Annotated in this window: 22 protein-coding genes and 1 pseudogene; 8 read left to right on the top strand and 15 right to left on the bottom strand. The window is 68.1% G+C overall.

Features of this window, described 5'->3' with window-relative positions; genetic code table 11:
- Nucleotides 1–60: 60 nt before the first annotated feature.
- From narI to A5756_RS09890, 5 genes are all read right to left on the bottom strand, one after another.
- Nucleotides 61–786 (bottom strand): respiratory nitrate reductase subunit gamma, encoded by a 726-nt coding sequence (gene narI / locus A5756_RS09870; RefSeq protein WP_066951502.1) that lies wholly within the window; start codon nucleotides 784–786, stop codon nucleotides 61–63.
- Nucleotides 779–1,444, bottom strand: a complete 666-nt coding sequence (gene narJ / locus A5756_RS09875; protein WP_066951505.1) for a nitrate reductase molybdenum cofactor assembly chaperone — start codon at nucleotides 1,442–1,444, stop codon at nucleotides 779–781. Before narJ ends, narI begins: the two co-directional genes overlap by 8 nt.
- Nucleotides 1,441–3,063 carry a nitrate reductase subunit beta gene (gene narH / locus A5756_RS09880; protein WP_066951509.1) on the bottom strand — a complete coding sequence of 541 codons (1,623 nt, stop codon included), beginning with the start codon at nucleotides 3,061–3,063 and terminating at the stop codon, nucleotides 1,441–1,443. Before narH ends, narJ begins: the two co-directional genes overlap by 4 nt.
- A gap of 2 nt (nucleotides 3,064–3,065) precedes the next feature.
- Entirely contained in the window at nucleotides 3,066–6,782 is a 3,717-nt protein-coding gene (locus A5756_RS09885; protein ID WP_066951512.1) for a nitrate reductase subunit alpha, read from the bottom strand.
- 367 nt (nucleotides 6,783–7,149) lie between these two features.
- Nucleotides 7,150–7,554 (bottom strand): (deoxy)nucleoside triphosphate pyrophosphohydrolase, encoded by a 405-nt coding sequence (locus tag A5756_RS09890; protein ID WP_066951516.1) that lies wholly within the window; start codon nucleotides 7,552–7,554, stop codon nucleotides 7,150–7,152.
- A 24-nt stretch (nucleotides 7,555–7,578) separates the two neighbouring features.
- Here A5756_RS09890 and A5756_RS09895 point away from each other — a divergent pair, with 24 nt between their 5' ends.
- Entirely contained in the window at nucleotides 7,579–7,863 is a 285-nt protein-coding gene (locus A5756_RS09895) for a 4a-hydroxytetrahydrobiopterin dehydratase (RefSeq protein WP_066951520.1), read from the top strand.
- Here the strand turns inward: A5756_RS09895 and A5756_RS09900 are convergent.
- On the bottom strand, nucleotides 7,860–9,197 hold the full coding sequence (locus A5756_RS09900) for a mannosyltransferase (protein WP_066951522.1): 1,338 nt from the start codon (nucleotides 9,195–9,197) through the stop codon (nucleotides 7,860–7,862). The two genes, A5756_RS09895 and A5756_RS09900, sit on opposite strands and share 4 nt — an antisense overlap.
- A gap of 146 nt (nucleotides 9,198–9,343) precedes the next feature.
- Between A5756_RS09900 and A5756_RS09905 the strand changes: the two genes are divergently transcribed.
- Together A5756_RS09905 and A5756_RS09910 are read left to right on the top strand one after the other, a co-directional pair.
- A complete protein-coding gene (locus A5756_RS09905) occupies nucleotides 9,344–10,030 on the top strand; it encodes a hypothetical protein (protein WP_066951525.1) in 687 nt (228 codons plus the stop codon).
- A 49-nt stretch (nucleotides 10,031–10,079) separates the two neighbouring features.
- Complete coding sequence (locus A5756_RS09910; protein WP_066951528.1) at nucleotides 10,080–11,171, top strand: hypothetical protein; 1,092 nt, start codon at nucleotides 10,080–10,082, stop codon at nucleotides 11,169–11,171.
- A 75-nt stretch (nucleotides 11,172–11,246) separates the two neighbouring features.
- Here the strand turns inward: A5756_RS09910 and A5756_RS09915 are convergent, their stop codons facing one another.
- Both A5756_RS09915 and A5756_RS09920 read right to left on the bottom strand, forming a co-directional pair.
- On the bottom strand, nucleotides 11,247–11,393 hold the full coding sequence (locus A5756_RS09915; RefSeq protein ID WP_066951537.1) for a DUF1059 domain-containing protein: 147 nt from the start codon (nucleotides 11,391–11,393) through the stop codon (nucleotides 11,247–11,249).
- A gap of 28 nt (nucleotides 11,394–11,421) precedes the next feature.
- Nucleotides 11,422–11,994: an HhH-GPD-type base excision DNA repair protein gene (locus tag A5756_RS09920; RefSeq protein WP_066951540.1), complete on the bottom strand. Its 573-nt coding sequence runs from the start codon at nucleotides 11,992–11,994 to the stop codon at nucleotides 11,422–11,424.
- 112 nt (nucleotides 11,995–12,106) lie between these two features.
- On the opposite strand from A5756_RS09920, the gene A5756_RS09925 reads away from it, so the two are divergent.
- Nucleotides 12,107–12,640: a nuclear transport factor 2 family protein gene (locus A5756_RS09925; protein WP_066951587.1), complete on the top strand. Its 534-nt coding sequence runs from the start codon at nucleotides 12,107–12,109 to the stop codon at nucleotides 12,638–12,640.
- Between the two features lie 36 nt (nucleotides 12,641–12,676).
- Here the strand turns inward: A5756_RS09925 and A5756_RS09930 are convergent, their stop codons facing one another.
- Nucleotides 12,677–12,865, bottom strand: coding sequence for a DUF5302 domain-containing protein (locus A5756_RS09930; RefSeq protein WP_066951543.1), 189 nt, complete (start codon nucleotides 12,863–12,865; stop codon nucleotides 12,677–12,679).
- Nucleotides 12,866–12,901: 36 nt separating this feature from the next.
- A complete protein-coding gene (locus tag A5756_RS09935) occupies nucleotides 12,902–13,345 on the bottom strand; it encodes a PPOX class F420-dependent oxidoreductase (RefSeq protein WP_066951545.1) in 444 nt (147 codons plus the stop codon).
- Between the two features lie 77 nt (nucleotides 13,346–13,422).
- On the opposite strand from A5756_RS09935, the gene A5756_RS09940 reads away from it, so the two are divergent.
- Nucleotides 13,423–13,944: a DUF1697 domain-containing protein gene (locus tag A5756_RS09940; protein ID WP_066951590.1), complete on the top strand. Its 522-nt coding sequence runs from the start codon at nucleotides 13,423–13,425 to the stop codon at nucleotides 13,942–13,944.
- 10 nt (nucleotides 13,945–13,954) lie between these two features.
- Here the strand turns inward: A5756_RS09940 and A5756_RS09945 are convergent, their stop codons facing one another.
- Nucleotides 13,955–14,320 (bottom strand): GntR family transcriptional regulator, encoded by a 366-nt coding sequence (locus A5756_RS09945; protein WP_066951550.1) that lies wholly within the window; start codon nucleotides 14,318–14,320, stop codon nucleotides 13,955–13,957.
- A 37-nt stretch (nucleotides 14,321–14,357) separates the two neighbouring features.
- Here A5756_RS09945 and A5756_RS09950 point away from each other — a divergent pair, with 37 nt between their 5' ends.
- The gene (locus A5756_RS09950) at nucleotides 14,358–15,071 is read left to right on the top strand and encodes an NAD-dependent deacylase (protein WP_066951559.1); all 714 of its coding nucleotides are present in this window, start codon (nucleotides 14,358–14,360) and stop codon (nucleotides 15,069–15,071) included.
- Between the two features lie 11 nt (nucleotides 15,072–15,082).
- On the opposite strand, the gene A5756_RS09955 is transcribed toward A5756_RS09950, so the two are convergent.
- Together A5756_RS09955 and A5756_RS09960 are read right to left on the bottom strand one after the other, a co-directional pair.
- Complete coding sequence (locus A5756_RS09955) at nucleotides 15,083–15,712, bottom strand: class I SAM-dependent methyltransferase (protein WP_066951561.1); 630 nt, start codon at nucleotides 15,710–15,712, stop codon at nucleotides 15,083–15,085.
- Between the two features lie 65 nt (nucleotides 15,713–15,777).
- On the bottom strand, nucleotides 15,778–18,090 hold the full coding sequence (locus A5756_RS09960) for an MMPL family transporter (RefSeq protein ID WP_066951563.1): 2,313 nt from the start codon (nucleotides 18,088–18,090) through the stop codon (nucleotides 15,778–15,780).
- A 311-nt stretch (nucleotides 18,091–18,401) separates the two neighbouring features.
- On the opposite strand from A5756_RS09960, the gene A5756_RS26620 reads away from it, so the two are divergent.
- A complete protein-coding gene (locus A5756_RS26620; RefSeq protein ID WP_003878506.1) occupies nucleotides 18,402–18,524 on the top strand; it encodes a hypothetical protein in 123 nt (40 codons plus the stop codon).
- 132 nt (nucleotides 18,525–18,656) lie between these two features.
- Here A5756_RS26620 and A5756_RS09965 read toward each other — a convergent pair whose 3' ends face one another.
- Nucleotides 18,657–19,409, bottom strand: a complete 753-nt coding sequence (locus tag A5756_RS09965; protein WP_066951567.1) for a 3-hydroxyacyl-CoA dehydrogenase — start codon at nucleotides 19,407–19,409, stop codon at nucleotides 18,657–18,659.
- Between the two features lie 43 nt (nucleotides 19,410–19,452).
- Complete coding sequence (locus tag A5756_RS09970) at nucleotides 19,453–20,538, bottom strand: CaiB/BaiF CoA-transferase family protein (RefSeq protein ID WP_066951570.1); 1,086 nt, start codon at nucleotides 20,536–20,538, stop codon at nucleotides 19,453–19,455.
- Nucleotides 20,539–20,635: 97 nt separating this feature from the next.
- Between A5756_RS09970 and A5756_RS26455 the strand changes: the two are divergent.
- Nucleotides 20,636–21,018 (top strand): annotated as a pseudogene (locus tag A5756_RS26455) (hypothetical protein); the annotation flags it as partial.

A 21,018-nucleotide genomic window follows, 5' to 3' on the forward strand; every position in this document is an offset into this window, starting at 1 on the left:
GACACCCTGGCCGCACACCGAAAGCCCAGGACGCACACTCAACGGGCCCCCGAGGGCCCCCTACCATCCCCTGCGGCGCGGCGCGGTGCCGACCAATTCGCCCTCGGATTCGCGGCTGCGGTAAACGATGTACGGCCGGAACAGGTAGGCGATCGGCGCGCTGAAGATGTGCACCAGCCGGGTGAACGGCAGCAGCGTGAACAGCACCATGCCGATCAAGGCGTGCAGCTGGTAGTCCAGCGGCGCGTTGATCATCACCTCGCCGTGCGGCTGGAAGATCCAAATCCGGCGGAACCACAGCCCGACCGTGTACCGGTAGTGGAATTCGCCGCCGTGCGGCCCGGTGCCGATCAGGTCGCAGTACAGGCCCACCACGATGGCCAGCACCAGCACCACATACATCAGCTTGTCGCTGCGGGTGGTGGCCATGGACACCGCCGGGCGGGTGAACCGCCGGTAGATCAGCAATCCGATCCCGGCCAGGGTCGCCAGGCCGGCGGCCGACCCGGCGATGACCGCCTGCAGATGGTAGACGTGGTCGCTCATCTTCAGCATGTGCGTCACCCGCGGCGGGATGAACAAGCCCATCACGTGTCCGGCGAAAACCGCCAGGATGCCGAAGTGGAACATCGGGCTGGCCACCCGCAACAGCCGCGACTCGTAGATCTGCGAGGAACGGGAGGTCCAGCCGAACTTGTCGTAGCGGTACCGCCACCAGGTGCCGACGATCAAGACGGTCAGCGTGACGTACGGCGCGATGTCCCAGAACAACACATTGCTAAACACCTGGCGCTCCTTCGCGTCGGGGCGGCACGGTCAAGTTAAAGGGTTGCAGCCCAACGGCTTCGGCCGGCGGCCCGGCCTGCGCCAGGCGCTCGGCGCGGCGCGCGTCCTGGTCCGTCGCGGCGGGCAGCGTCGCGCACACCGCCGCCACGGTGGGCTCGTAGGGCGACTTCGCGTCGGCGAGGGCGCCCCGCAAGACGTCGATAGGAACGCGGTGATCGGTCAGCAACCGCCGCCCGACCTCGGGATCGACGGTGGCGGCGAACTCGAGGACGACGGGCAGGTGATCGGGCGCCTCGGCGCGCGGAGGCTGCACGCCGGATTCCCGGTAAGCGGCGGCGAACTCGACCATCTCCCGGCCGCGGTTTCGGGTGTCCCCGGCGGTCCAGTACGTCAGGTACATCGTGCAGTGGCGCCGCATGTCGAACGTCGCGACGTAGTCCATCGCGGCGGCCATCGGCTCGCGAGCGCGCAGCGCGGCCACCGTCTGTCCGAGCAGCGTCGCCTCGGGCCCGCCGATGTGGCTGAGCAGTTCGTCGACGGTGTCCAGCCGCGCAGGCAGCTCGTCGTCCGGGTAGGCCAGCAGCAGCGATGCCGCCTGCCACACCAGTCGGTCCTGCAGGGTATTGGTGCGTCCGCGGCGCCCGGCCAGCAGCCTCATTGCTTCTGCTCTTCGGGAAACATCCCGGCGGGCACCTGGCGCCCGTCCCAATTCAGCAGGTTCACCCGCGCGGACCGCTGGCCGTTGGCGGCCGCCTCGCCGCCGGGCCGCTTGAGCGCGTGGAACGTCTCCACGGCGACCGGGACCGGGTCACCCGACTCGTACATGCCCGGGCCACCGTCGCCCGTCAACGAGCAACCCATCTCTTCGAGGTCGCGGGCCTGCGGGCTGAACGCGGTCGGAATGACATAGCGCTCTTCGTATTTGGCGATGGCCAGCAGCCGGTACATCTCGTAGATCTGCTCTTCGGTCATCCCAACGGATTGCGGTATGTGCGGCCGGGTTTCGCGCCCGAGATTGATGTCGCGCATGTAGGAGCGCATCGCCGCCAGCCGGCGCAACACGCCCTCGACCACGGCGGTGTCACCGGCGGTGAACAATTCGGCCAGGTACTGGATGGGGATGCGCAGTGCGTCCAGCGCGCCGAACAGGTTGCCGAGGTCCTCCCCGTCGTGACCGTCGCGGCTGACCGCGTCGACCACCGGCGACAGCGGCGGGATGTACCAGACCATCGGCATGGTGCGGTATTCCGGGTGCAGGGGCAGCGCGACCTTGTAGTCGTTGATCAGCGCGTAGACCGGCGAGCGTTGGGCCGCCTCGATCCACTCGTCGGAGATGCCTTCCGCGCGCGCGGCGGTGATGACTTCAGGATCGTTGGGGTCCAACAGGATTCGGCGCTGCGCCTCGTAGAGGTCTTTTTCGTCCTCCACCGAGGCCGCCTCCAGCACCTGGTCGACGTCGTAGAGGACCAGGCCCAGATACCGCAGCCGGCCCACGCAGGTCTCCGAGCAGATGGTCGGCAACCCGACCTCCATCCGCGGATAGCACAGCGTGCACTTCTCGGCCTTGCCCGTCTTGTGGTTGAAATAGACCTTCTTGTAAGGACATCCGGAGACGCACATCCGCCACCCCCGGCACCGGTCCTGGTCGACCAGCACGATGCCGTCCTCGCTGCGCTTGTACATCGCGCCCGACGGGCACGACGCCACGCAGGACGGGTTGAGGCAGTGCTCGCAGATCCGGGGCAGATAGAACATGAAGGTCTCTTCGAGCGCGAGTTTGACGTCCTCGCTGACCTTCTTCAGAATCGGGTCTCCCGACAGGATCTCCGGTGACCCGGCCAGGTTGTCGTCCCAGTTCGGCCCCCAGGAGATCTTCATCGGTTCGCCGCTGATCAGGCTCTTCGGTGCCGCGGTGGGAAACGTGTCACCCGCGGGCGCCGTGGTCAGGTTCTCGTAGTCGTAGGTCCAGGGCTCGTAGTAGTCGTCGATGATCGGCAGCCGCGGGTTGGCGAAGATGCGCAGCAACTTCTGGATACGCCCGCCGTCGCGCAACCGCAGCCGGCCTTTCTTGTCGCGTATCCAGCCGCCGCGCCACCGCTCCTGGTCCTCATAGGTGCGCGGATAGCCTTGGCCCGGACGGGTTTCCACGTTGTTGAACCACACGTACTCGGTGCCGGGACGGTTGGTCCAGGCCTGCTTGCAGGTGACCGAGCAGGTGTGGCATCCGATGCACTTGTCGAGGTTCATCACCATCGCCAGCTGCGCCATGACCTTCATCGTCAGTACGTCACTTCCTGGTTGCGGCGGCGCACCACGGTGACCTCGTCGCGCTGGTTGCCGGTCGGTCCCATGTAGTTGAAGGCGAACGCATGCTGGCCGTAGCCCCCGGCGAGGTGGCTGGGCTTGATGCGGACGCGGGTCAGCGCGTTGTGGTTGCCGCCACGCTTGTTGTTGGTTTCGGTGCGGGGTGTGTCCACCGTGCGTTCCTGCACGTGGTAGACGAACACCACACCGTCGGGCATGCGGTGCGAGACGATGGCACGGCACACGTAGATGCCGTTGGCATTGACGGCCTCGACCCAATCATTGTCGCGGACTTTGAGTTTGGCCGCGTCGCCGGGGCTCATCCACATGGTCGGCCCGCCCCGGGACAACGACAGCATGTAAAGGTTGTCCTGGTAGGTCGAGTGGAACGACCACTTCGAGTGCGGCGTCAAATACCGCACGGTGAGGCCGATCCCGCCCCTACCGTCCGGGGTTGGACCCAGCTGCGGCTGGCCGAACAGCCGCGACATGTCCAGCGGCGGACGGAACACGGGCAGGTGCTCGCCGAGTTCCTCGACCCAGTCGTGGGCCAGGTAGAAGTGCATCCGGCCGGTCAGCGTGTGGAACGGCTTCAGGTTTTCGATGTTGATGGTGAACGGCGCGTAGCGGCGCCCGCCGGTTTCGCTGCCCGACCATTCCGGGCTGGTGATCACCGGGACAGGACGCGCCTGGGTGTCGGCATAGCTGATGCGCCGCTCCTCGCTGCCCTCGGCCAGGTGCGCCAGCCGTTGACCCGTACGCTTCTCCAGTTCGCGGAAGCCCTCGACAGCGAGCCGGCCGTTGGTCGTCCCGGACAACAGCAGCAGCACGTCGGCCATCCGCGCGGCGGTCGTGATCGCCGGACGCCCTGCTGCCGCACCGGAATTCATCACACCAAACTTGGCCGCCAGTTCCTCGACCTCCCGGAACGGATGCACCGTGATGCCCTTGGTGGTCAGGCCGAACGTCTCGACGAGCGGGCCCAGGGTCTGCCACTTGTCATAGACGGCGCCGTAGTCGCGTTCGACCACGGTGAGCCTGGCCATGCTGCGCCCGGGCACCGGTGTCGCACCGGTGTGCAGCCAGTCTTCTTCGGTGCCATCGGGATAGGCCATCGCGTCGGGGGTGTCATGCTGCAGCGCGGTAAGGACCACGTCGCGGCGGGTGCCCAGGTGACGCTTGGCCAGTGCGCTGAAGGCGCGCGCGATCGCGCCGAAAGCCTCGAAATCCGAACGGGTTTCCCAGGGCGGATCCGTCGCGGCGCTGAACGCGTGCACGTACGGGTGCATGTCCGTGCTGGAGATGTCGGCCTTCTCGTACCAGGTCGCTGCCGGCAGCACGATGTCCGAGACCAATGTCGTCGAGGTCATCCGGAAGTCGATCGACATCATCAGGTCGAGCTTGCCCTCGGGGATGTCGCCCTCGCACACCACGTCGGCGGGCGGTATCCCGTCGGCCGGCGGCTCGGCCTGCACATTGGAGTCGGTGCCCAGCAGGTGGCGCAGGAAGTACTCGCCGCCCTTGCCCGACGATCCGATCAGGTTGGCCCGCCAAACCGTAAGCACCCGTGGCCAGTTGACCGGATTGTCGGGATCGGTGACCGAGAGCTTGAGCTTGCGGTCGCGAAGCTGCTCGGCGACGTAGTCGGCGACGTCGCGGCCGGCGGCGCGCGCCTCGTCGGCGACATCCAGGCTGGACCGGTCGAACTGGGGGTAGAACGGGCTCCAGCCCATCGCGGTAGCCGAGGCCAGCAGATCCATCGTGTGTTTGCCCGCGAATCGGCCGCGGCCCAGCGGGCTGGCCAGCTTGTCGGCCGCGTAGCCGTCGTAGCGCCACTGATCGGTGTGCGCGTACCAGTAGGACGCACCCGGCACCTGCCGCGGCGGACGCACCCAGTCGGTGGCCATCGCCATCGTCTGAAATCCGGTGAGCGGACGTACCTTTTCCTGGCCGACGTAATGGGCCCAGCCGCCGCCGTTGCGCCCCATCGACCCGGTCAGCATCAGCAGCGCGAGCACAGCCCGGTAGATGGCGTCGCCGTGGAACCACTGACAGATCCCGCTGCCCATGATGATCATGGACCGGCCGCCGGATTCCTCCGCGTTGCGGGCGAATTCCTTGGCAACGCGGATGGCCTGCGCGGCCGACACGCCGGTGATCGCCTCCTGCCATGCGGGGGTGTTCTGCTGGGTCGGGTCGTCGTAGCCGGTGGGCCATTCGCCGGGCAATCCCGGGCGGCCGACGCCGTACTGGGCGAGCATCAGGTCGAAAACGGTGCACACCAGGTGCTTGCCGACGCGGCGCACCGGGACACCGCGCGCCACGGTGGCGCCTTCGCCGTTGATCGTGTCGAAGCTGGCCAGGTGCACCAGTGCGGTATCGCTATTGCCGTCGGCGCCGTGGGTATTTCGCACGCTGAGCGCCGGCACCAGGGCGCCGAGGTCGAGGTTCCACTTACCGACACCGTCCTCGCCGTAGCGGAATCCCAGTGAACCGTGCGGCACCACCACCGAGTCGGTGGCCTCGTCCCACACCGCCGGCTTGAGCGCTGAATTCTCTTCGGCCTCAAAGCCTCTGCCCAGGTCCGCGGCCGTGAGGTTCTTCCCCGGCACCAGCATGTCGCCGCGCTCTTCCAGCTTGATCAGGAACGGCAGGTCGGTGTAGCGGCGCGCGAAGTCGGCGAAGAACGGAACCTCCTTCTGCACATAGCATTCCGAAAGAATGACGTGCCCCATCGCCATCGCGAGCGCCCCATCGGTGCCGGCCGCGCACGGCATCCACTCGTCGGCGAACTTGGTGTTGTCGGCGTAGTCGGGGCTGACGGTCACCACCTTGGTGCCGCGGTAACGCGCCTCGGCCATCCAGTGTGCGTCGGGGGTCCGGGTGATCGGCACGTTGGAGCCCCACATCATCAAATAGGCCGCGTCCCACCAGTCTCCGGATTCGGGGACGTCGGTCTGATCGCCGAACACCTGCGGCGAGGCCACCGGCAGGTCGGCGTACCAGTCGTAGAACGACGTCATCGGGGCGCCGATCAGCTCGAAGAACCGCGACCCCGCGGCGTAGGACACCATGGACATCGCCGGGATCGGCGAGAAGCCGGCGACCCGGTCGGGACCGTAGGTCTTGATGGTGTGCACGTGGGCGGCGGCGATCAGCTCGGTGGCCTCGGCCCAGGTGATCCGGATCAGTCCGCCCTTGCCGCGGGCCCGCTGATAGCGCCGTCGACGTTCGGGGTCCGCCTGGATGTCGGCCCAAGCGAGCACGGGATCGCCGAGGCGCGCCTTGGCTTCCCGGTACATCTCGACCAGCACGCCCCGGGCGTACGGGTAACGCACCCGGGTGGGTGAGTAGCTGTACCAGGAGAACGACGCCCCGCGTGGGCATCCGCGCGGCTCGTATTCCGGCCGGTCCGGGCCCACCGATGGGTAGTCGGTCTGCTGGGTTTCCCAGGTGATGATCCCGTCCTTGACGTAGATCTTCCAGGAGCACGAGCCGGTGCAGTTGACCCCGTGGGTGGAGCGCACCACCTTGTCGTGGCTCCACCGGTCGCGGTAGAACACGTCCGCCTCGCGGCCACCCCGCCGTGTCACCGTGCGCAGGTCGGCCGAGAACTCGCCGGGCGTGAAGAACCGCCCGCTGCGTTCCAGCAACTCCTCGAGCGCTCCACCAACGTGTGGTGTGAGAGTCAACAGGTACCCCTTCTACTCCGTATCGCTGCGTCGTAGCCGGGCCGTCGTTTCGACCCCAGGTGCGTTGTATTGAGCGTCGGCCCGCGCCGCATGACCGGCGCCATCGATGTGGGCGGCGCGGACCGCGCACCCGCATCGGGTGCGGGAAGGGCCTATCACCTCCGCCGTACGCGGCCTGTTAACGAAAATCCGTCTGCTCAGCATGGGTCTGCGGACCAGAGGCGTCCGACGCGGACGTAGGATCGCCGCCGGCACGCACCTCTAGGTCAATTCGTTTACTACAAGTTCACGTTGGGTTATATCCCCAAGTTCACCTTCGTGACCTTCTGCGGCGCTGAATGTCAGCTGCCGAAAGGCTGTGGACTTGTTATGAGGCCCCGCCGGCAAGCGTCCGTACCAGGTCAGCGACCCAGGCGCGGTCGGCGGGCACCCAGTCGACATCGGTCAGCTCGCCCGCCGTCACCCAGCGCACCGCCCGGTGGTCACGGGCGTGCGGCTCGCCGCCGAGCAGGTGCACGCGGTAGGCCCGCAGCGTCATCCCGTCCAGCGCGATGTCGTCGCCCACGCGGTCGCCCACCGCGACGTCGCCGACGGTCAGCCCCAGCTCCTCGGCCAGCTCCCGGGCCAGGGCGTCGGGCTCCGTCTCACCCGGCGCGACCTTGCCGCCGGGCAACTCCCAGCGGCCGGCCAACTCGGGCGGCCGGACGCGCTGCGCCACCAAGACGCTGGCGCCGCGGATGACCGCTCCGGCGACGACGATCTGGGTCGGCATGGCCAGACGGTATACGGTCGAGAGATGGCTGTGTTAACGGATGAGCAGGTCGACGCCGCACTGCCCGATCTCAACGGATGGGAACGTGCCGACGGCGCGCTGCGCCGGTCGATCAAGTTCCCGAGTTTCCTCGCCGGCATCGACGCGGTGCGCCGGGTCGGCGAGCACGCGGAGAGCAAGGACCATCACCCGGATATTGATATCCGTTGGCGGACGGTTACTTTCGCTCTGGTCACGCACTCCGAAGGGGGCATAACCGAGAAGGACGTGGCCATGGCGCACGACATCGACGGGATCGTCGGGAGTTAGTCCGCCGCCCCGTCCTCGACCGTCACTCCGGCGTGACGTTCGGCGGCGGCAGTCACGCCAGCGTGACGTTCGGGAGATCGGCCCGCGGCGGCGACCCAGGTCAACGTCGCCATCGCCGCCACGATGTAGATCAGGCCGGCCCACGCCAAATACCACGGCCGGCTGGTCTGCCAGATGGTCGGCTGAGCGTAGAGCAGCAGCCATGGCACGCCGACGATGGTCAGCGCCAGCCAGCCCCAGCCCACGATCCGGGCGCCGCGCCGCTCGCGCAGCGGTCCATGAATCGCCCAGATCATCAGCGGCACCAGCCACACCCAGTGGTGAGTCCACGAAATCGGCGATAGCAGCAGCCCGAACAACTCGACCACCAGCAACTTGCCCAGCCGGTCGGACGGGTCCAGCGCCCGCCAGGCCAGCACGGCCAGCACCACGGTGACGGCGATGGCGGCCAGGACCGGCGGGCCGAAACCGGCGTCGTGACCGAGGATCCGGGAGATGCCGCCGCGCCAGGATTGATTGATCGATGTGGCGATGGGGCCCACGCGATGCGCGTCGCCCAGCAGCTTGGTGAAGTAGTAACGGGTCTGGTCCCCGACCACCAGTGCCGACACGCCGATGGTGGCGACGAAGACCACGAAGGAGAAGGCCGCCGCGGCCCATCGCCGCACACCGAGCAGGTAGACACCGGAGATCGCGGGCGTCAGCTTGATTCCGGCCGCGACGCCGACCAGCAGGCCCGACAGCCACCAGCGCGTCGTCAGCACCGCCCACAGCACCCCCAGCATCAGCAACACGTTGACCTGCCCGTAGTCGAATGTGCTGCGCAGCGGCTCGATCCAGATCGTGACGGCGGTCCACGCCATGGCCATGCGGCGGCCCTCGCCGCCGGGCGCCACGCCGATCAACCGCTGGCTGATCCGGATCGCACCGTACAGCGCGGCCATCGTCGCGATCTGCCACGCGAAGGCGACCAGGCCGAAGGGCAGCAGGCTCAGCGGGTAGAAGACGACCGCCGCGAACGGCGGATAGGTGAACGGCAGCGGGAAGTCCGGCGTCTGATCGGCGTAGACGTAGCTGTACAGCGTGCCGGCATGGTCGAGCGCGGCGGCGCCGCCGAGGTAAACGTGCAGGTCGACGAAGTTTGCACCGTGGGGCGACAGATATGTCCAGCCGAGTCGCGCGGCGACGCTGGCGACCAGGAGCGCGGGTGCCGCCGCCCGAAGCAGACTCGCGAATCGCCGGCGCGGGGGTGCCGCCGGGGTGGCCGAAGTGGTGTCTATGCGCCCGACTTTAGCGATCGAGGCGGCCTGAGCGGCACCGGTGGACCCCGTCACCGCCAACGGTCCTGGTCGCCGGGCGTTCGGTCACCGCCGCCACACGTATCAATAACGATCAAATAAATGCCACACGTGTCACTTGAGTCCCATCAGTATCAACGTAACTTCGGCGGCGGACCCGTTTTCCACAACCAGGGAGAGTCATGCCAACCATCTGGACTTACATGCGTGCCGCGGCGGTCGTCGTCGGTTCGTCCGCAGCCCTACTCACGGGCGGTATCGCCCACGCCGACCCCGTGCCGGCTCCGCCGATTCCGAACATTCCGCAGCAGCTGATCAGTTCGGCGGCCAACGCGCCCCAAATCCTGCAAAACCTCGCTACCGCCCTGGGCGCGACCCCGCCGTCGGCGCCGGCCGCTCCGGGCATCACCTTCCCGGGAGTTCCGTCGGCCGCCGCAACGTCACCGGCGAATCCCGCGTCGAGCATCCCCTCGATTCCCGGGTTGACGCAGGCGGCGACGCCCTCCGCGCCGTCTGCCCCGGCGGCCACGCAGGGCCTGCAGGGGTTGATCCCGGGCCTGGGACAGACGGCACCCGCGGCGCCCGCCGCACCGGCCACGTCGTCCATCCCCGGACTCCCGGCCATCCCGGGGCTGTCGACGCCGACCGCCCCCGCCACCCCGCCGACCCCGCAGATTCCGCAGGCGAAGGTCGACATGCCGGCGTTCCTGCCCAATCTGCCGGTCAACATGCCCGCGCAGATGACCCTGCCGCAGGACCTGCCGGCACTGGCCGGGGCTCCGGCGGCGCCGGCGGCGGCGCCGGCCGCACCGGCCGCACCGGCAACCGGGGCCAACCCGGTAGCGCCGCTGCTCGCCGCCCTGCCCTGAGTAGTTAGCCCGACAGCAAAGCCACCCCCTACTGACCGGAGGACACACCGTGGCAACCACTTGGAATCTGTCCAAAGGATTGGCCGCTGTCGTGACGGCATCGGCTGCCGCGTTCGGGTTCTGCCCGAGCGCGGCAGCCGAACCGGCGACACCGCAACCTAACTCGACTCAAGAACTCCCGGGCCTGCCGGCGCTATCGCAGCTGAGCCCGATCATTCAGCAGGCGGCCACCAACCCCGGGCAGGCGACACAGCTGCTCATGGCGGCGGCGCAGGCCTTCAGCAACAACCAGGGTGCGCCGACCGAGTCTCGGAACGTCGCCCAGTCGGTGAATCAATTCCTGGCCCAGCCGGGCTCGCCGGCCACCGGACCCGGAACAGCTTTCCCGGACGGTTCGCCGGTGCCGCACGTCCCTGCGGCGGGCGTCGAACCCGGCGCGCAGTCGCACCTGCCCGCCGGCATCGACCCGGCACACGCCGCCGGCCCGGGACCGGCCGCGGCCCCGCCGGCCGCGGGCGCCGAAGCGGGCGCCCAGTCACACCTGCCCGCCGGCATCGACCCGGTACACGCCGCCGGCCCGGGACCGGTGGCGGCTCCGCCGGCTTCCGCGCCGGCCACCGTCGCACCCGTCGCGGCACCCGTGCCGGCGCCTCCCGCGCCGGCCGAAGCTGCACCGGCCGCCGCCCCTGCACCCGCCGCGGCACCGGCCGCGGCGCCGGGATTCGGCCCGGACGCTCCGCCCACGCAGGACTTCATGTACCCCTCGATCGGCACCAATTGCCTGGCGGACGGCACCAGCGCGATCGCCACCGCGCTGTCGGTGGCGGGCCCGGCGAAGATCCCGACCCCCGGGCCCGGCCCCGGGCAGACCGCCTACGTGTTCACCGCCGTCGGGACCCCCGGGCCGGCCGAGGTGCAGAAGCTGCCGCTGAACGTCACGTGGGTCAACCTGACCACGGGCAAATCGGGAACGGTCGCGCTCAAGCCGCGCACCGACATCAACGGCGACGGGCCGACGACGCTGACCGCGATCGCCGACACCGGGTCGGGCAGCATCATGTCGACCATTTTCGGGCAGGTCACCACCAAGGAAAAACAGTGCCAGTTCATGCCCACGATCGGCTCCACGGTGGTGCCGTAGGGCCAGCACTGTTCCCTGCCCTGGGCGCGCGTGCCCCCCCCCGGGGGCACGCGCGCTCGGCGTTTAGTCAGACAGTTAGTACGCCATGAACAGGATCGCGTCGCGATCGTATTCGAGACCCGGATGATCGCTGGCGAGATGAGCCTGGGTCAGCTCGACCAGCTCGTCCTCATCCTTGCCGACGATGGCTTCCCCGCACGGACACGTTATGTGTGTCTTCACGTTGCCGCCCTTCCCTTCTGGTGACTTACTACTTGGCAGCCTTGGCTGCCGCCTTCATCTGCTTCTTGTAGGAACGCACTTTGCCCATCGATTGGGCGTCGACGATATCGGCGACGGAGATGTGCGTGCCCTCCTTGCCGAACTGCCCGGCCGCCGCGCGCCAGCCCTTGACCGTGACGCCGTACTGCTTGCCCAACAAAGCCAGGAAGATCTGCGCCTTGACCTCGCCGAAACCGGGTAGCCCCTTGATTCGCCGCAGCAGCTCCTCGCCGTTGGGGTCCCCGGCGGTCCACAATCCGGCGGCATCGCCGTCATAGCGGTCCACAATGATCTGGGCCAGGGTCTGGATTCGTTTGGCCATCGACCCCGGAAAGCGGTGTATCGCAGGCTTTTCCGAACACAGCGCCGCGAACTTGTCGGGGTCGTACTCGGCGATCTCATGAGCACCGAAGCTGCCCATCCGGTCCGCGATCTTCTTCGGCCCCGAGAAGGCCGTCTCGAACGGCACCTGCTGATCAAGAACCATCCCGATGAGCAGGGCCAACGGATTGTCGTCCAGCAGCGCGTCGGCCTCAGGATCTTGAGCGAGCCAAAGTTTCACCGTCAACGACCAGCCTTTCCGCTGAACACCCTAAAACCGATGACCTATGTGTTGAGAGACTACCTATCAGAAACGCGCTTACGGCCGGCGAATGACCAGGGAGTTGGGTGACGTGGTGGTGGATGAGGCCCGCTTGGCACTGATGCTGGACCGCGACGAACTGCATCAACTCGTCACTGCCTACTGCCGGGCCGTCGACCGCGCCGACTATGACGCGCTTCGCGGCCTGTACCACCCCGAGGCGACCGACTCGCACGGCTCGTTCTCCTCGGGCGGCGTCGAACAGTTCATCGCCCAGCTACAGGCCGCGGAACCGTATGTGCGTGTCTCCCAACACAACATCACCACAACGAACTTCGTGATCGACGGCAGCACGGCCCGCGGTGAGATCTATTGCCTGGTGTTTCACACCTTCGCCGGGGCCGACCACGACATCGACGTCATCATCGGCGGCCGGTACCTGGACAGCTATACCCAACACGACGGCCGCTGGAAGTTCCGTGAACGCACCATCGTGGCGGATTGGGCCTACCAGAACAACCCGTCCCAAGTGAACTTCGGACACCCCAGCACCCGGGGCAGCGTGCGTGGCGAGCCGGGCCAGGCCGACCCTTCGGTCAGCCATTTCACACCGCTCGAAGGCTGAATCCGCCGTAAAGCGTTGGGATGCAACGGCCGCCGGTCAGCCGCTCTTGCGCCGGAATTCGCGGCGGTTCTCCACCGGACCGTGCGCGCGCGTCTGCTTACCACCACCAGTCTTGGGGTCGGACCCACCCGACGACTTGGCCATCTTGCGGTCGAGGGCTTCACGGAACTTGCGCTTGTTGTCGTCGTCCGATTCCGGCGCCTCGGGTGACTTGGATTCAGCCATACCGGCAGCCTAGCCGGGATCGCCGCATTCGGGCGGCTACCGCACTCCGGGCGGCATGCCGTACACGTGCGAGATCGGCAGGGTCAGTAGCACCCGCCGATCGGTGACCATCGCCTCGCGGAACTCGTCCCAATCCGGGTGTTCGCCGGCGATGTTGCGGTACAAGGCAATCAACGCCTCGACGGTGTCGTCGCCGGGGGCGGCCGCGGGCGGCGTCAGAGTTGCCGTGCCCTCGGCCACCGCGTACGACCACCCGTCGTCCGCGTCGACCAGGATGGACGCCCGCGGATCGCGGCGCAGGTTGCGCGTCTTGGCCCGCGGCTCGGTGATCGACACCCGCACGGCCAAGTCGCGCGGGTCGAAGTGGTAACTCACGTTCGACAACTGCGGGCGTCCGTCGCGTTTGATGGTGGCCAGTACTCCGAGGGAGTTTCCACTGATCACGGCCAGCAGCTTGTCGTCGAAGACTTGGCGTCCCATGGGAGAAAGCCTACGTCGCGCGTCCAGCAGCCGGTCCCGGATCGCGTCGGCCCGGGCCGCCCTGGTGAAATCGGATGATGACCAAGTACGCGGCGTTCCTGAGGGGCGTCAACGTGGGCGGCGTCAACCTCAAAATGGCAGAGGTGGCGCGCGCTTTGACCGACGCCGGATTCACTGACGTGCGCACAATCCTGGCCAGCGGCAACGTCCTGCTGGAGTCGTCCGCCGGTGCCGCGGCGGTGCGCAAGAAGGCCGAAGCCGCGCTACGCGAGAACTTCGGCTACGACGCCTGGGTGCTCGTCTACGACCTCAAGGCGGTGCGCGCCATCGTCGAGGCCTACCCGTTCGAGCCCGAGGTCGACGGCTACCAGTCCTACGTCACGTTCGTCGCCGACAAAGCGGCGCTCGACGAACTGGCCGCACTCGGCGAGGCCACCGGACGCGACGAGCGGATCGGCCGCGGCGCGGGCGTCATCTATTGGCAAGTGCCCAAGGGCGGCACCTTGGACAGCACGATCGGCAAGACGATGGGCAAGCCGCGCTACAAGTCGTCGACGACGACGCGCAATCTGCGCACGCTGGCGAAGGTGTTGCGTTAGGACGGAGCGCTCAGTCGTCCGGCACGTTGGTCAGGTAGCGCATCGCGTCGGACTTCGTCAGCCCCAGCGCCCGGGCCACCTCGACGTATTCCTTGGCGGCGGCCGCCATCGCGGCGTCGGTCGGGTCGAAGCGGGAGATGAAAGTGCCGAAGCGCCCGCGGGTTTCGACGATCGCCGCGGACTCGAGTTCCCGATAGGCGCGGGCCACGGTGTTGGCCGCGACGCCCAGCTGGCCAGCCAGGTCGCGCACCGTGGGGAGCCGGGTACCGGGCGGCAGCGCGCCGGCCCGAACGCCGTCGATGACTTGGGTCCTGAGCTGGTCGAACAGCGGCCTGCCCGCCTTCATGTCGACCTTCAGCAAATCCCGCAGCTCCACCTCTTCAGTATGTCCCAAGCACCGCTATCTTTGTGGGATGCGAGTAGCGGTGCTGAGCGGCGCGGGGATCTCCGCGGAGAGCGGGGTGCCGACCTTCCGCGACGACAAGAACGGGTTGTGGGCCCGCTTCGATCCCTACGAGCTGTCCAGCACCCAGGGGTGGCGCGACAATCCCGAGCGGGTGTGGGGCTGGTACTTGTGGCGTCACTATCTGGTGGCCGACGTCGCGCCCAACGCCGGGCACCGCGCGATCGCCGCGTGGCAAGACGGCGCCGAAGTCAGCGTAATCACCCAGAACGTCGACGACTTGCACGAGCGCGCCGGCAGCATGCCGGTTCATCACCTGCACGGCAGCCTGTTCGAATTCCGTTGCGACCGTTGCGGTATGCCTTACACAGACGCGCTGCCCGCGATGCCCGAACCGATGCTGGAAGTGGAGCCACCGGTCTGTCACTGCGGCGGCCTGATCCGGCCCGACATCGTCTGGTTCGGTGAGCCGTTGCCCGACGCGCCGTGGCAGTCCGCGGTCGAGGCGACCGAGGCCGCCGACGTGATGGTGGTCGTCGGAACCTCGGCGATCGTCTATCCGGCGGCCGGGCTGGCCGAGCTGGCGCTCTCCCGCGGCACGGCCGTCATCGAGGTCAATCCCGAGGTCACGCCGCTGTCCAGGCACGCCACGATCAGCATCCGCGAAACGGCCGGCCAGGCGTTGCCGGGGTTGCTGCAGCGGCTGCCCGCGCTATTGAAGTAGCCGCGCGGGAATTACGGCCTGCGGGCGCGGCCCAGCAGGATTTCCGACACCGGCATGGGCGCCCATGCGGGCAATGTGAACTCGCGCCGGGAGACGTCGACTTCGAATCCCGCGTCGATGATCGAGCGCTCGGTGTCGCGGTGGGTGTGACAGTTGCCGAACAACCGGGGCCACAGCGTCGCGTCGGCGATCCGCTGGAAGCGGCCCCGCGCTCCGGCGCTCGCCACGTGCTCGAGGTAGCGCAGCTCTCCGCCCGGGCGCAGCAGCGAATACAGGCGTCGCAACACGCCGCCGGGATCCTGCACGGAGCACAACACCAGCGAGCACACCACGGCGTCGAACTGCTCGCCGCCGCTGAACCCTTCGGCCGTCTCGCCCGTCACGACGACGCGGGCGGGCACCACGTCCGCCGCCGCCCGCGCCTGGGCGGCCAGCCGCGGCTCGGGCTCGACCGCGACCACCTCGTGGACCGACTCCGGGTAGTGCGGAAAGTTCGTCCCGATGCCCGCACCGACCTCCAGCACCCGCCCCGACAACCCCGATAGGTTCTCCCGGCGAAGGGCCCGGATCACCTCGGTTTCATGGGTGGCGACGACGGGCCAGATGCGCGCGAAGAACGGGTTGTCCACCGCCGTTGTCATACACGTCAACCTTCCGACTCGGATGAGCCTCACAATAGGGTCTTGCCGACGAACCGATCGGCGCGTCAGCGGGGCACGGGCTCCGCTACCGGGCCACCGTCGAGCGGGACCGGCTCGACATATCTGTGGGTGGCCCCGCCCTCACTGATGCCGAACCGATCGTGCAGCCAGGCCAGCGGCCTGGGCGCCCACCAATTCCACCGGCCCATCACATGCATGAACGCGGGCACCACGACCATCCGCACCAGGGTGGCGTCGGCGAACACGGCGAGCGTCAGGCCCAGGCCGAACATCCGCATGAAAGAAACGTGGGCTGCGATCAGCGCCGCGAACGACATCGACATCACCAAGGCGGCCGCGGTGATCACCCGGCCGGTACGGGCGACGCCGAGGGCGACACTCTCGTCGTTGGCGGCGTGCGCCTCCTTCGGGGTCGGCCGTCCGGGTCGAGCGGCCCCCGACGCGAGCCAGTACTCGCGGATCCGCGAGAGCAGGAACACCTCGTAGTCCATGGACAGCCCGAAGGCGATGCAGAACAGCAGCACCGGCATGTTGGCGACCAGCGTCCCGCTCGGCGTGGTTCCGAGCGCGCCGAGATGCCCGTCCTGGAAGATCCACACCAGCGCGCCGAAGGCCGCGGTCAGCGAGAGGACGTTGCACGCCAGCGCCTTGGCCGGCAGCACCACGCTGCCGGTGAGCAAGAACAGCAGCGCGAACGTGATGGCGGCCATCAACCCGAGCACCAGTGGGAGCCGGTCGGTGACCGCGTCCACGCTGTCGCGGTTGACCTGGGCGACGCCGCCCATCGCGACGGCCCGGCCGGCCGGCCCGGGCACCTCGTGCAACCGTTTGAGCTGCGCGTCGCTGGCCGGCGAGAACAGCGGCGCCGCGCTGCCGACGGTCAGGAAGGCGCTGCCGTCGGCCAGACCGGTGGCCCCCGCGGGCGGTCCCGTCCGGTTCCCGCCGACAAACGTCCCGCCCGGAGCCGCCACGTCCGACACGTCGGGAACCCGCGACAAGTCGGCGGCGTACCGGTCGAGGTCCGCCGGACTCAGGCCGCGAGCGTCGGGAACGACGACCGGCACGGACGTCGCGGAGTCGTCCGCGAAATCGTTGCGCAGCCGATCACCGACCTGGTGCGACGACGTCGAACGCGGCAGCACCCGGTCGTCCGGGAAGCCCCATTTCACGCCGAGGAACGGCAGCCCGAGCAGGAGCAGCAACGCGACGACGGTCAGGCCGATCGGCGCCCAGCGGCGCATCACCAGCTTGCTCGACCGGTACCAGAACAGCTGCTCGACGGGTTTGTGCACCGGCTCGGGGCGCCGGAAGACCCGGCGCAGCAGCCGGCGCACGTCCAGCGCGTCCAGCCGGGGGCCCAGCAGGACGATGGCGGCCGGCGTTATCACGATCGAGGCGGTCGCGACGAAGGCCACGGTGGCCACGCCCGCGTAGGCGAAGGACTTGAGGAAGTACATCGGGAACGCCACGGTCGCCGACATGGACAACGCCACGGTGACCGCGGAGAACAGCACCGTGCGCCCGGAGGTCGCCATGGTCCGGATCAGCGCCTCTTCCGGGTCGCTGCCCTCGGCCAGCTCGTCGCGGTAGCGGCTGACGATCAGCAGTGTGTAGTCGATGGCCAGCGCCAGGCCCAACGCGGTGCTCAGGTTGAGCGCGAAGATCGACACTTCGGTGCTGAACGTGATCAGCCGCAACACCGTCATCGAACCGACGACGGCCAGCGCGCCCAGCGCCATCGGCAACGCCGCCGCCAGCAGCCCGCCGAACACCCAGATGAGGATCAGGAAGCTCAGCGGGAGCGCGATCATCTCCATCACCAGCAGATCGGCCTGGTTCTGCGTGTTGATCTGGGCGTACTGCATTGCCGCGCCGCCGGCGCTGACGGTCACGCCGTCACGGTCGTGGATGAACTGGTCCGCAATGGTCTGGGCGTTGGTCTGCGCGTAGTTCTCGCCGCCCTTGAGGTTGACCACGAGCAGGCCCGACTTGCCGTCGCGGCTGATCAGGTCGGCGGCCGCCTCGGGTGGGACCGTCCACGGGGACGACACGTTGTAGACCAACGGTGACTTCTGCAGCTGGTTGACCAGGTCGGTCCCCACGGCGCGGGCCTGTCCGCTGTCGGTGCCCCCGGGCGCTGTCACCAGGATCAGCATCTGCTGACCGCTTTGCCCGAACTTGTCGGTCAACACCTGGATCGCATGGGCGGACTCGGAGTGCGGATCCTGGAAGCCCCCGGGCGACAGGCTCTTGGCGACGGGAATGCCGAAGATCGCGGCGGCGATGAAGACCAGGACACCTAGCGCGATGATGCGGCGCGGCGCCGCGATAGCCAATCGGGCGATCCCCTGCAGCATGTCGAGCCCTTCCGCCGCCGGTGCTGATCACGCTGGCCGCTGGCGTACCCGCGACAACTTAACAAACGTTAGTTTCCACGCGTCAAACAGATTCCTCTTTAAGCACGTAGGGCGGCTGCCGCACGGTTCAATGCGGCGCTTTTAAACCGCGGCGACACTAAGAGTCCGGCCAGAAAAATGTGTGCCAACTAAGCAGGTCATGGGCCTAAAAGCCGCGGTCGTCCGCTTACAACCTACCGGGCGGTAAATTGCCACGGTTTTCCGAATCGTGACTCAAAGATTCCTTAATGGTGGCCCATACGCTCAGTGTCATGTGGATCGACGACACAAGTGCCGACGTCATCAAGGTTGACTTCGAAGCCCTCTACCACGGCGACGTTCTGGTGGAAGGCGAAACCTCGGAGCAGTTCGACGAACTGCAAGCGGCGAGCTGAGGTCTGACTATGAGCATGCTCGCACGCCTGTTGATGGCCGAACCCGCCGTCAGTCGATGGTTCCGTCGATAAGTTCTTGCTCCATTACGAAAGCCCCCCGCTCGTCGCGGGGGGCTTTCGTGTTTGGGGGCCTCAGCGAGGGGCCATCCGGATGGCGCCGTCCAGGCGGATGACCTCGCCGTTGAGCATCGGGTTTTCGATGATGTGCACCGCGAGCGCGCCGTACTCGTCGGGATCACCCAACCGGGCCGGGTGCGGAACCTGCTTGCCCAGCGACTTCTGCGCCTCCTCGGGCAGCGAACCCAGCAGCGGAGTCTTGAACAAGCCCGGCGCGATGGTCACCACGCGGATGAGCTCGCGCGACAGGTCGCGCGCGATCGGAAGCGTCATGCCGACCACGCCGCCCTTGGACGCCGAGTAGGCCGCCTGGCCGATCTGGCCCTCGAACGCGGCGACCGAGGCGGTGTTGATGATCACCCCACGCTCTTCCCCGACCGGTTCGGTTTTGGCGATGCGCTCGGCGGCCAGCCGCAGCACGTTGAACGTGCCGATCAGGTTGACCCCGACCACCTTCTTGAATGCGTCCAGCGGAAACGGGCCGTCCTTGGACAGCGTCTTGATGGCGTTGCCGATGCCGGCGCAATTGACGTTGATGCGCACCGGGCCCAGCGACTCGGCGGTGTCCAGCGCCTTGCTGACGGCGGCCTCGTCGGTGACGTCGGCCTGCACGAAGCGGGCGCGCTCGCCGAGCTCTTGGACCGCCTCTTCGCCCCGCAGGTCGATCACCACCACCTGCGCCCCGGCGTCCAGCAGCCGCTTGGTGGTGGCCAAGCCCAGCCCCGAGGCGCCCCCGGTGACGACGGCTACGGCGTCCTTGATTTCCATGCGAGTCCTTCCCCTTGCGTCCAGCCAACCAGTTGGTTGGCGACTATACCCAGTCGTTCAGCACGGCTTCGACGTCGGCCAGCGGGGCGGCCGGAGGGCGCGGCACGTCGGGCGTGGTGCGGGAGAACCGCGGCGCAGGCAACGGCTGCAAACCACCCTCGGCTTCGTAGAACGTGTTCCGCTCGGTGATGTGCGGCTCGGTGTGCACCTCGCCGAACGCCAGCACCGGTGTCACGCACGCGTCGGAATCGGCGAACACCTTCGCCCAGTGGTCACGGTCGTGAGCGGCGAAGGCCGCCGTCAGCGCCCCACGCAGCTCGGGCCAGCGGCTCACGTCGTTCTGCGGCGGCAGATCGGCGGCGTCCAGGCCCAGCCCGGCCAGCATGGCCGCGTAGAACTGCGGCTCGATGGCGCCAACGGCGACGTAGCGCCCGTCGGCGCACTCATAGGTGTCGTAATAGGGCGCGCCGCCGTCGAGCATGTTGGTCCCCCGCACGTCCGACCACATGCCCAGTCCACGCATCGCCCACATCATCTGGATCAGCACGCTGGACCCGTCGACCATCGCGGCGTCGATCACCTGGCCCCTGCCGGAGTTCTGCCGCTCCCACAGCGCGGACAGGATGCCGACCAACAAGAACATCGAGCCGCCGCCGAAGTCGCCGACCAGGTTCAACGGCGGCACCGGCCGCTCGTTTGCCCGGCCGATGGCGTGCAGGATGCCATTGAGGGAGATGTAGTTGATGTCGTGGCCGGCTTGCTGACTGCGCGGGCCGGACTGTCCCCAGCCGGTCATCCGGGCGTAGATCAGCCGCTCGTTCACCTCGGCGCACTGCTCGGGTCCGAGGCCGAGCCGCTCGGTGACGCCCGGGCGGAAGCCCTCGATCAACACGTCGGCTTTGGCGACGAGCTCGAGCACGAGGGCACGTCCCTCGTCGGACTTGAGGTCGACGGTCACCACGCGCCGGTTGCGCAGCATGGCGTCCTTCGCGACGCCGCCGGGACCGGTCGATGGCCGATCGATGCGCACCACGTCGGCGCCCAGATCCCCCAAGATCATCGCCGCGTGCGGGCCCGGCCCGATGCCGGCCAACTCGACGACCCGAAGTCCCTTCAGCGGTCCAGCCACGATCTACCGACCTTTCGTCTGCTCTGACGCCCGTTGTAGTTGGCATCTTCGCAGCCGCCCCGGACCGGCGCGCAGCCCGGTCACTTAGGGTGAGCCCATGGCGCAATCCGCGATCGACACCCCGACCCCCGTCGCAGGCCTTTCCGTTACGTCGTCCGGCGGCGTGCTGTCGGTGACCATCGATCGGGCCGACAGCCTCAATTCGCTGACCCTGCCGGTGATTACCGGCATCGCCGACGCGATGGAACGCGCGGCCGCCGACCCCGACGTGAAGGTGGTGCGCCTCGGCGGTGCGGGCCGCGGCGATCGCCCGGATCAACCGGTTTATCTCCACCACGATCTCGTCCGGCGGGACCCCGGTGTCCGACACGTCGTCGGCGCTGATGCCCGCACCGGAACAGAAGCCGCGGCCCGCACCGCCGAGGCGCACCACCTTCACGTCGGGGTCGGCGGCCGCGCGTTCCATCGCGTCGGCGATGC

The sequence above is a fragment of the Mycobacterium sp. 852002-53434_SCH5985345 genome, from assembly GCF_001667155.1.
GTDB lineage: Bacteria > Actinomycetota > Actinomycetes > Mycobacteriales > Mycobacteriaceae > Mycobacterium.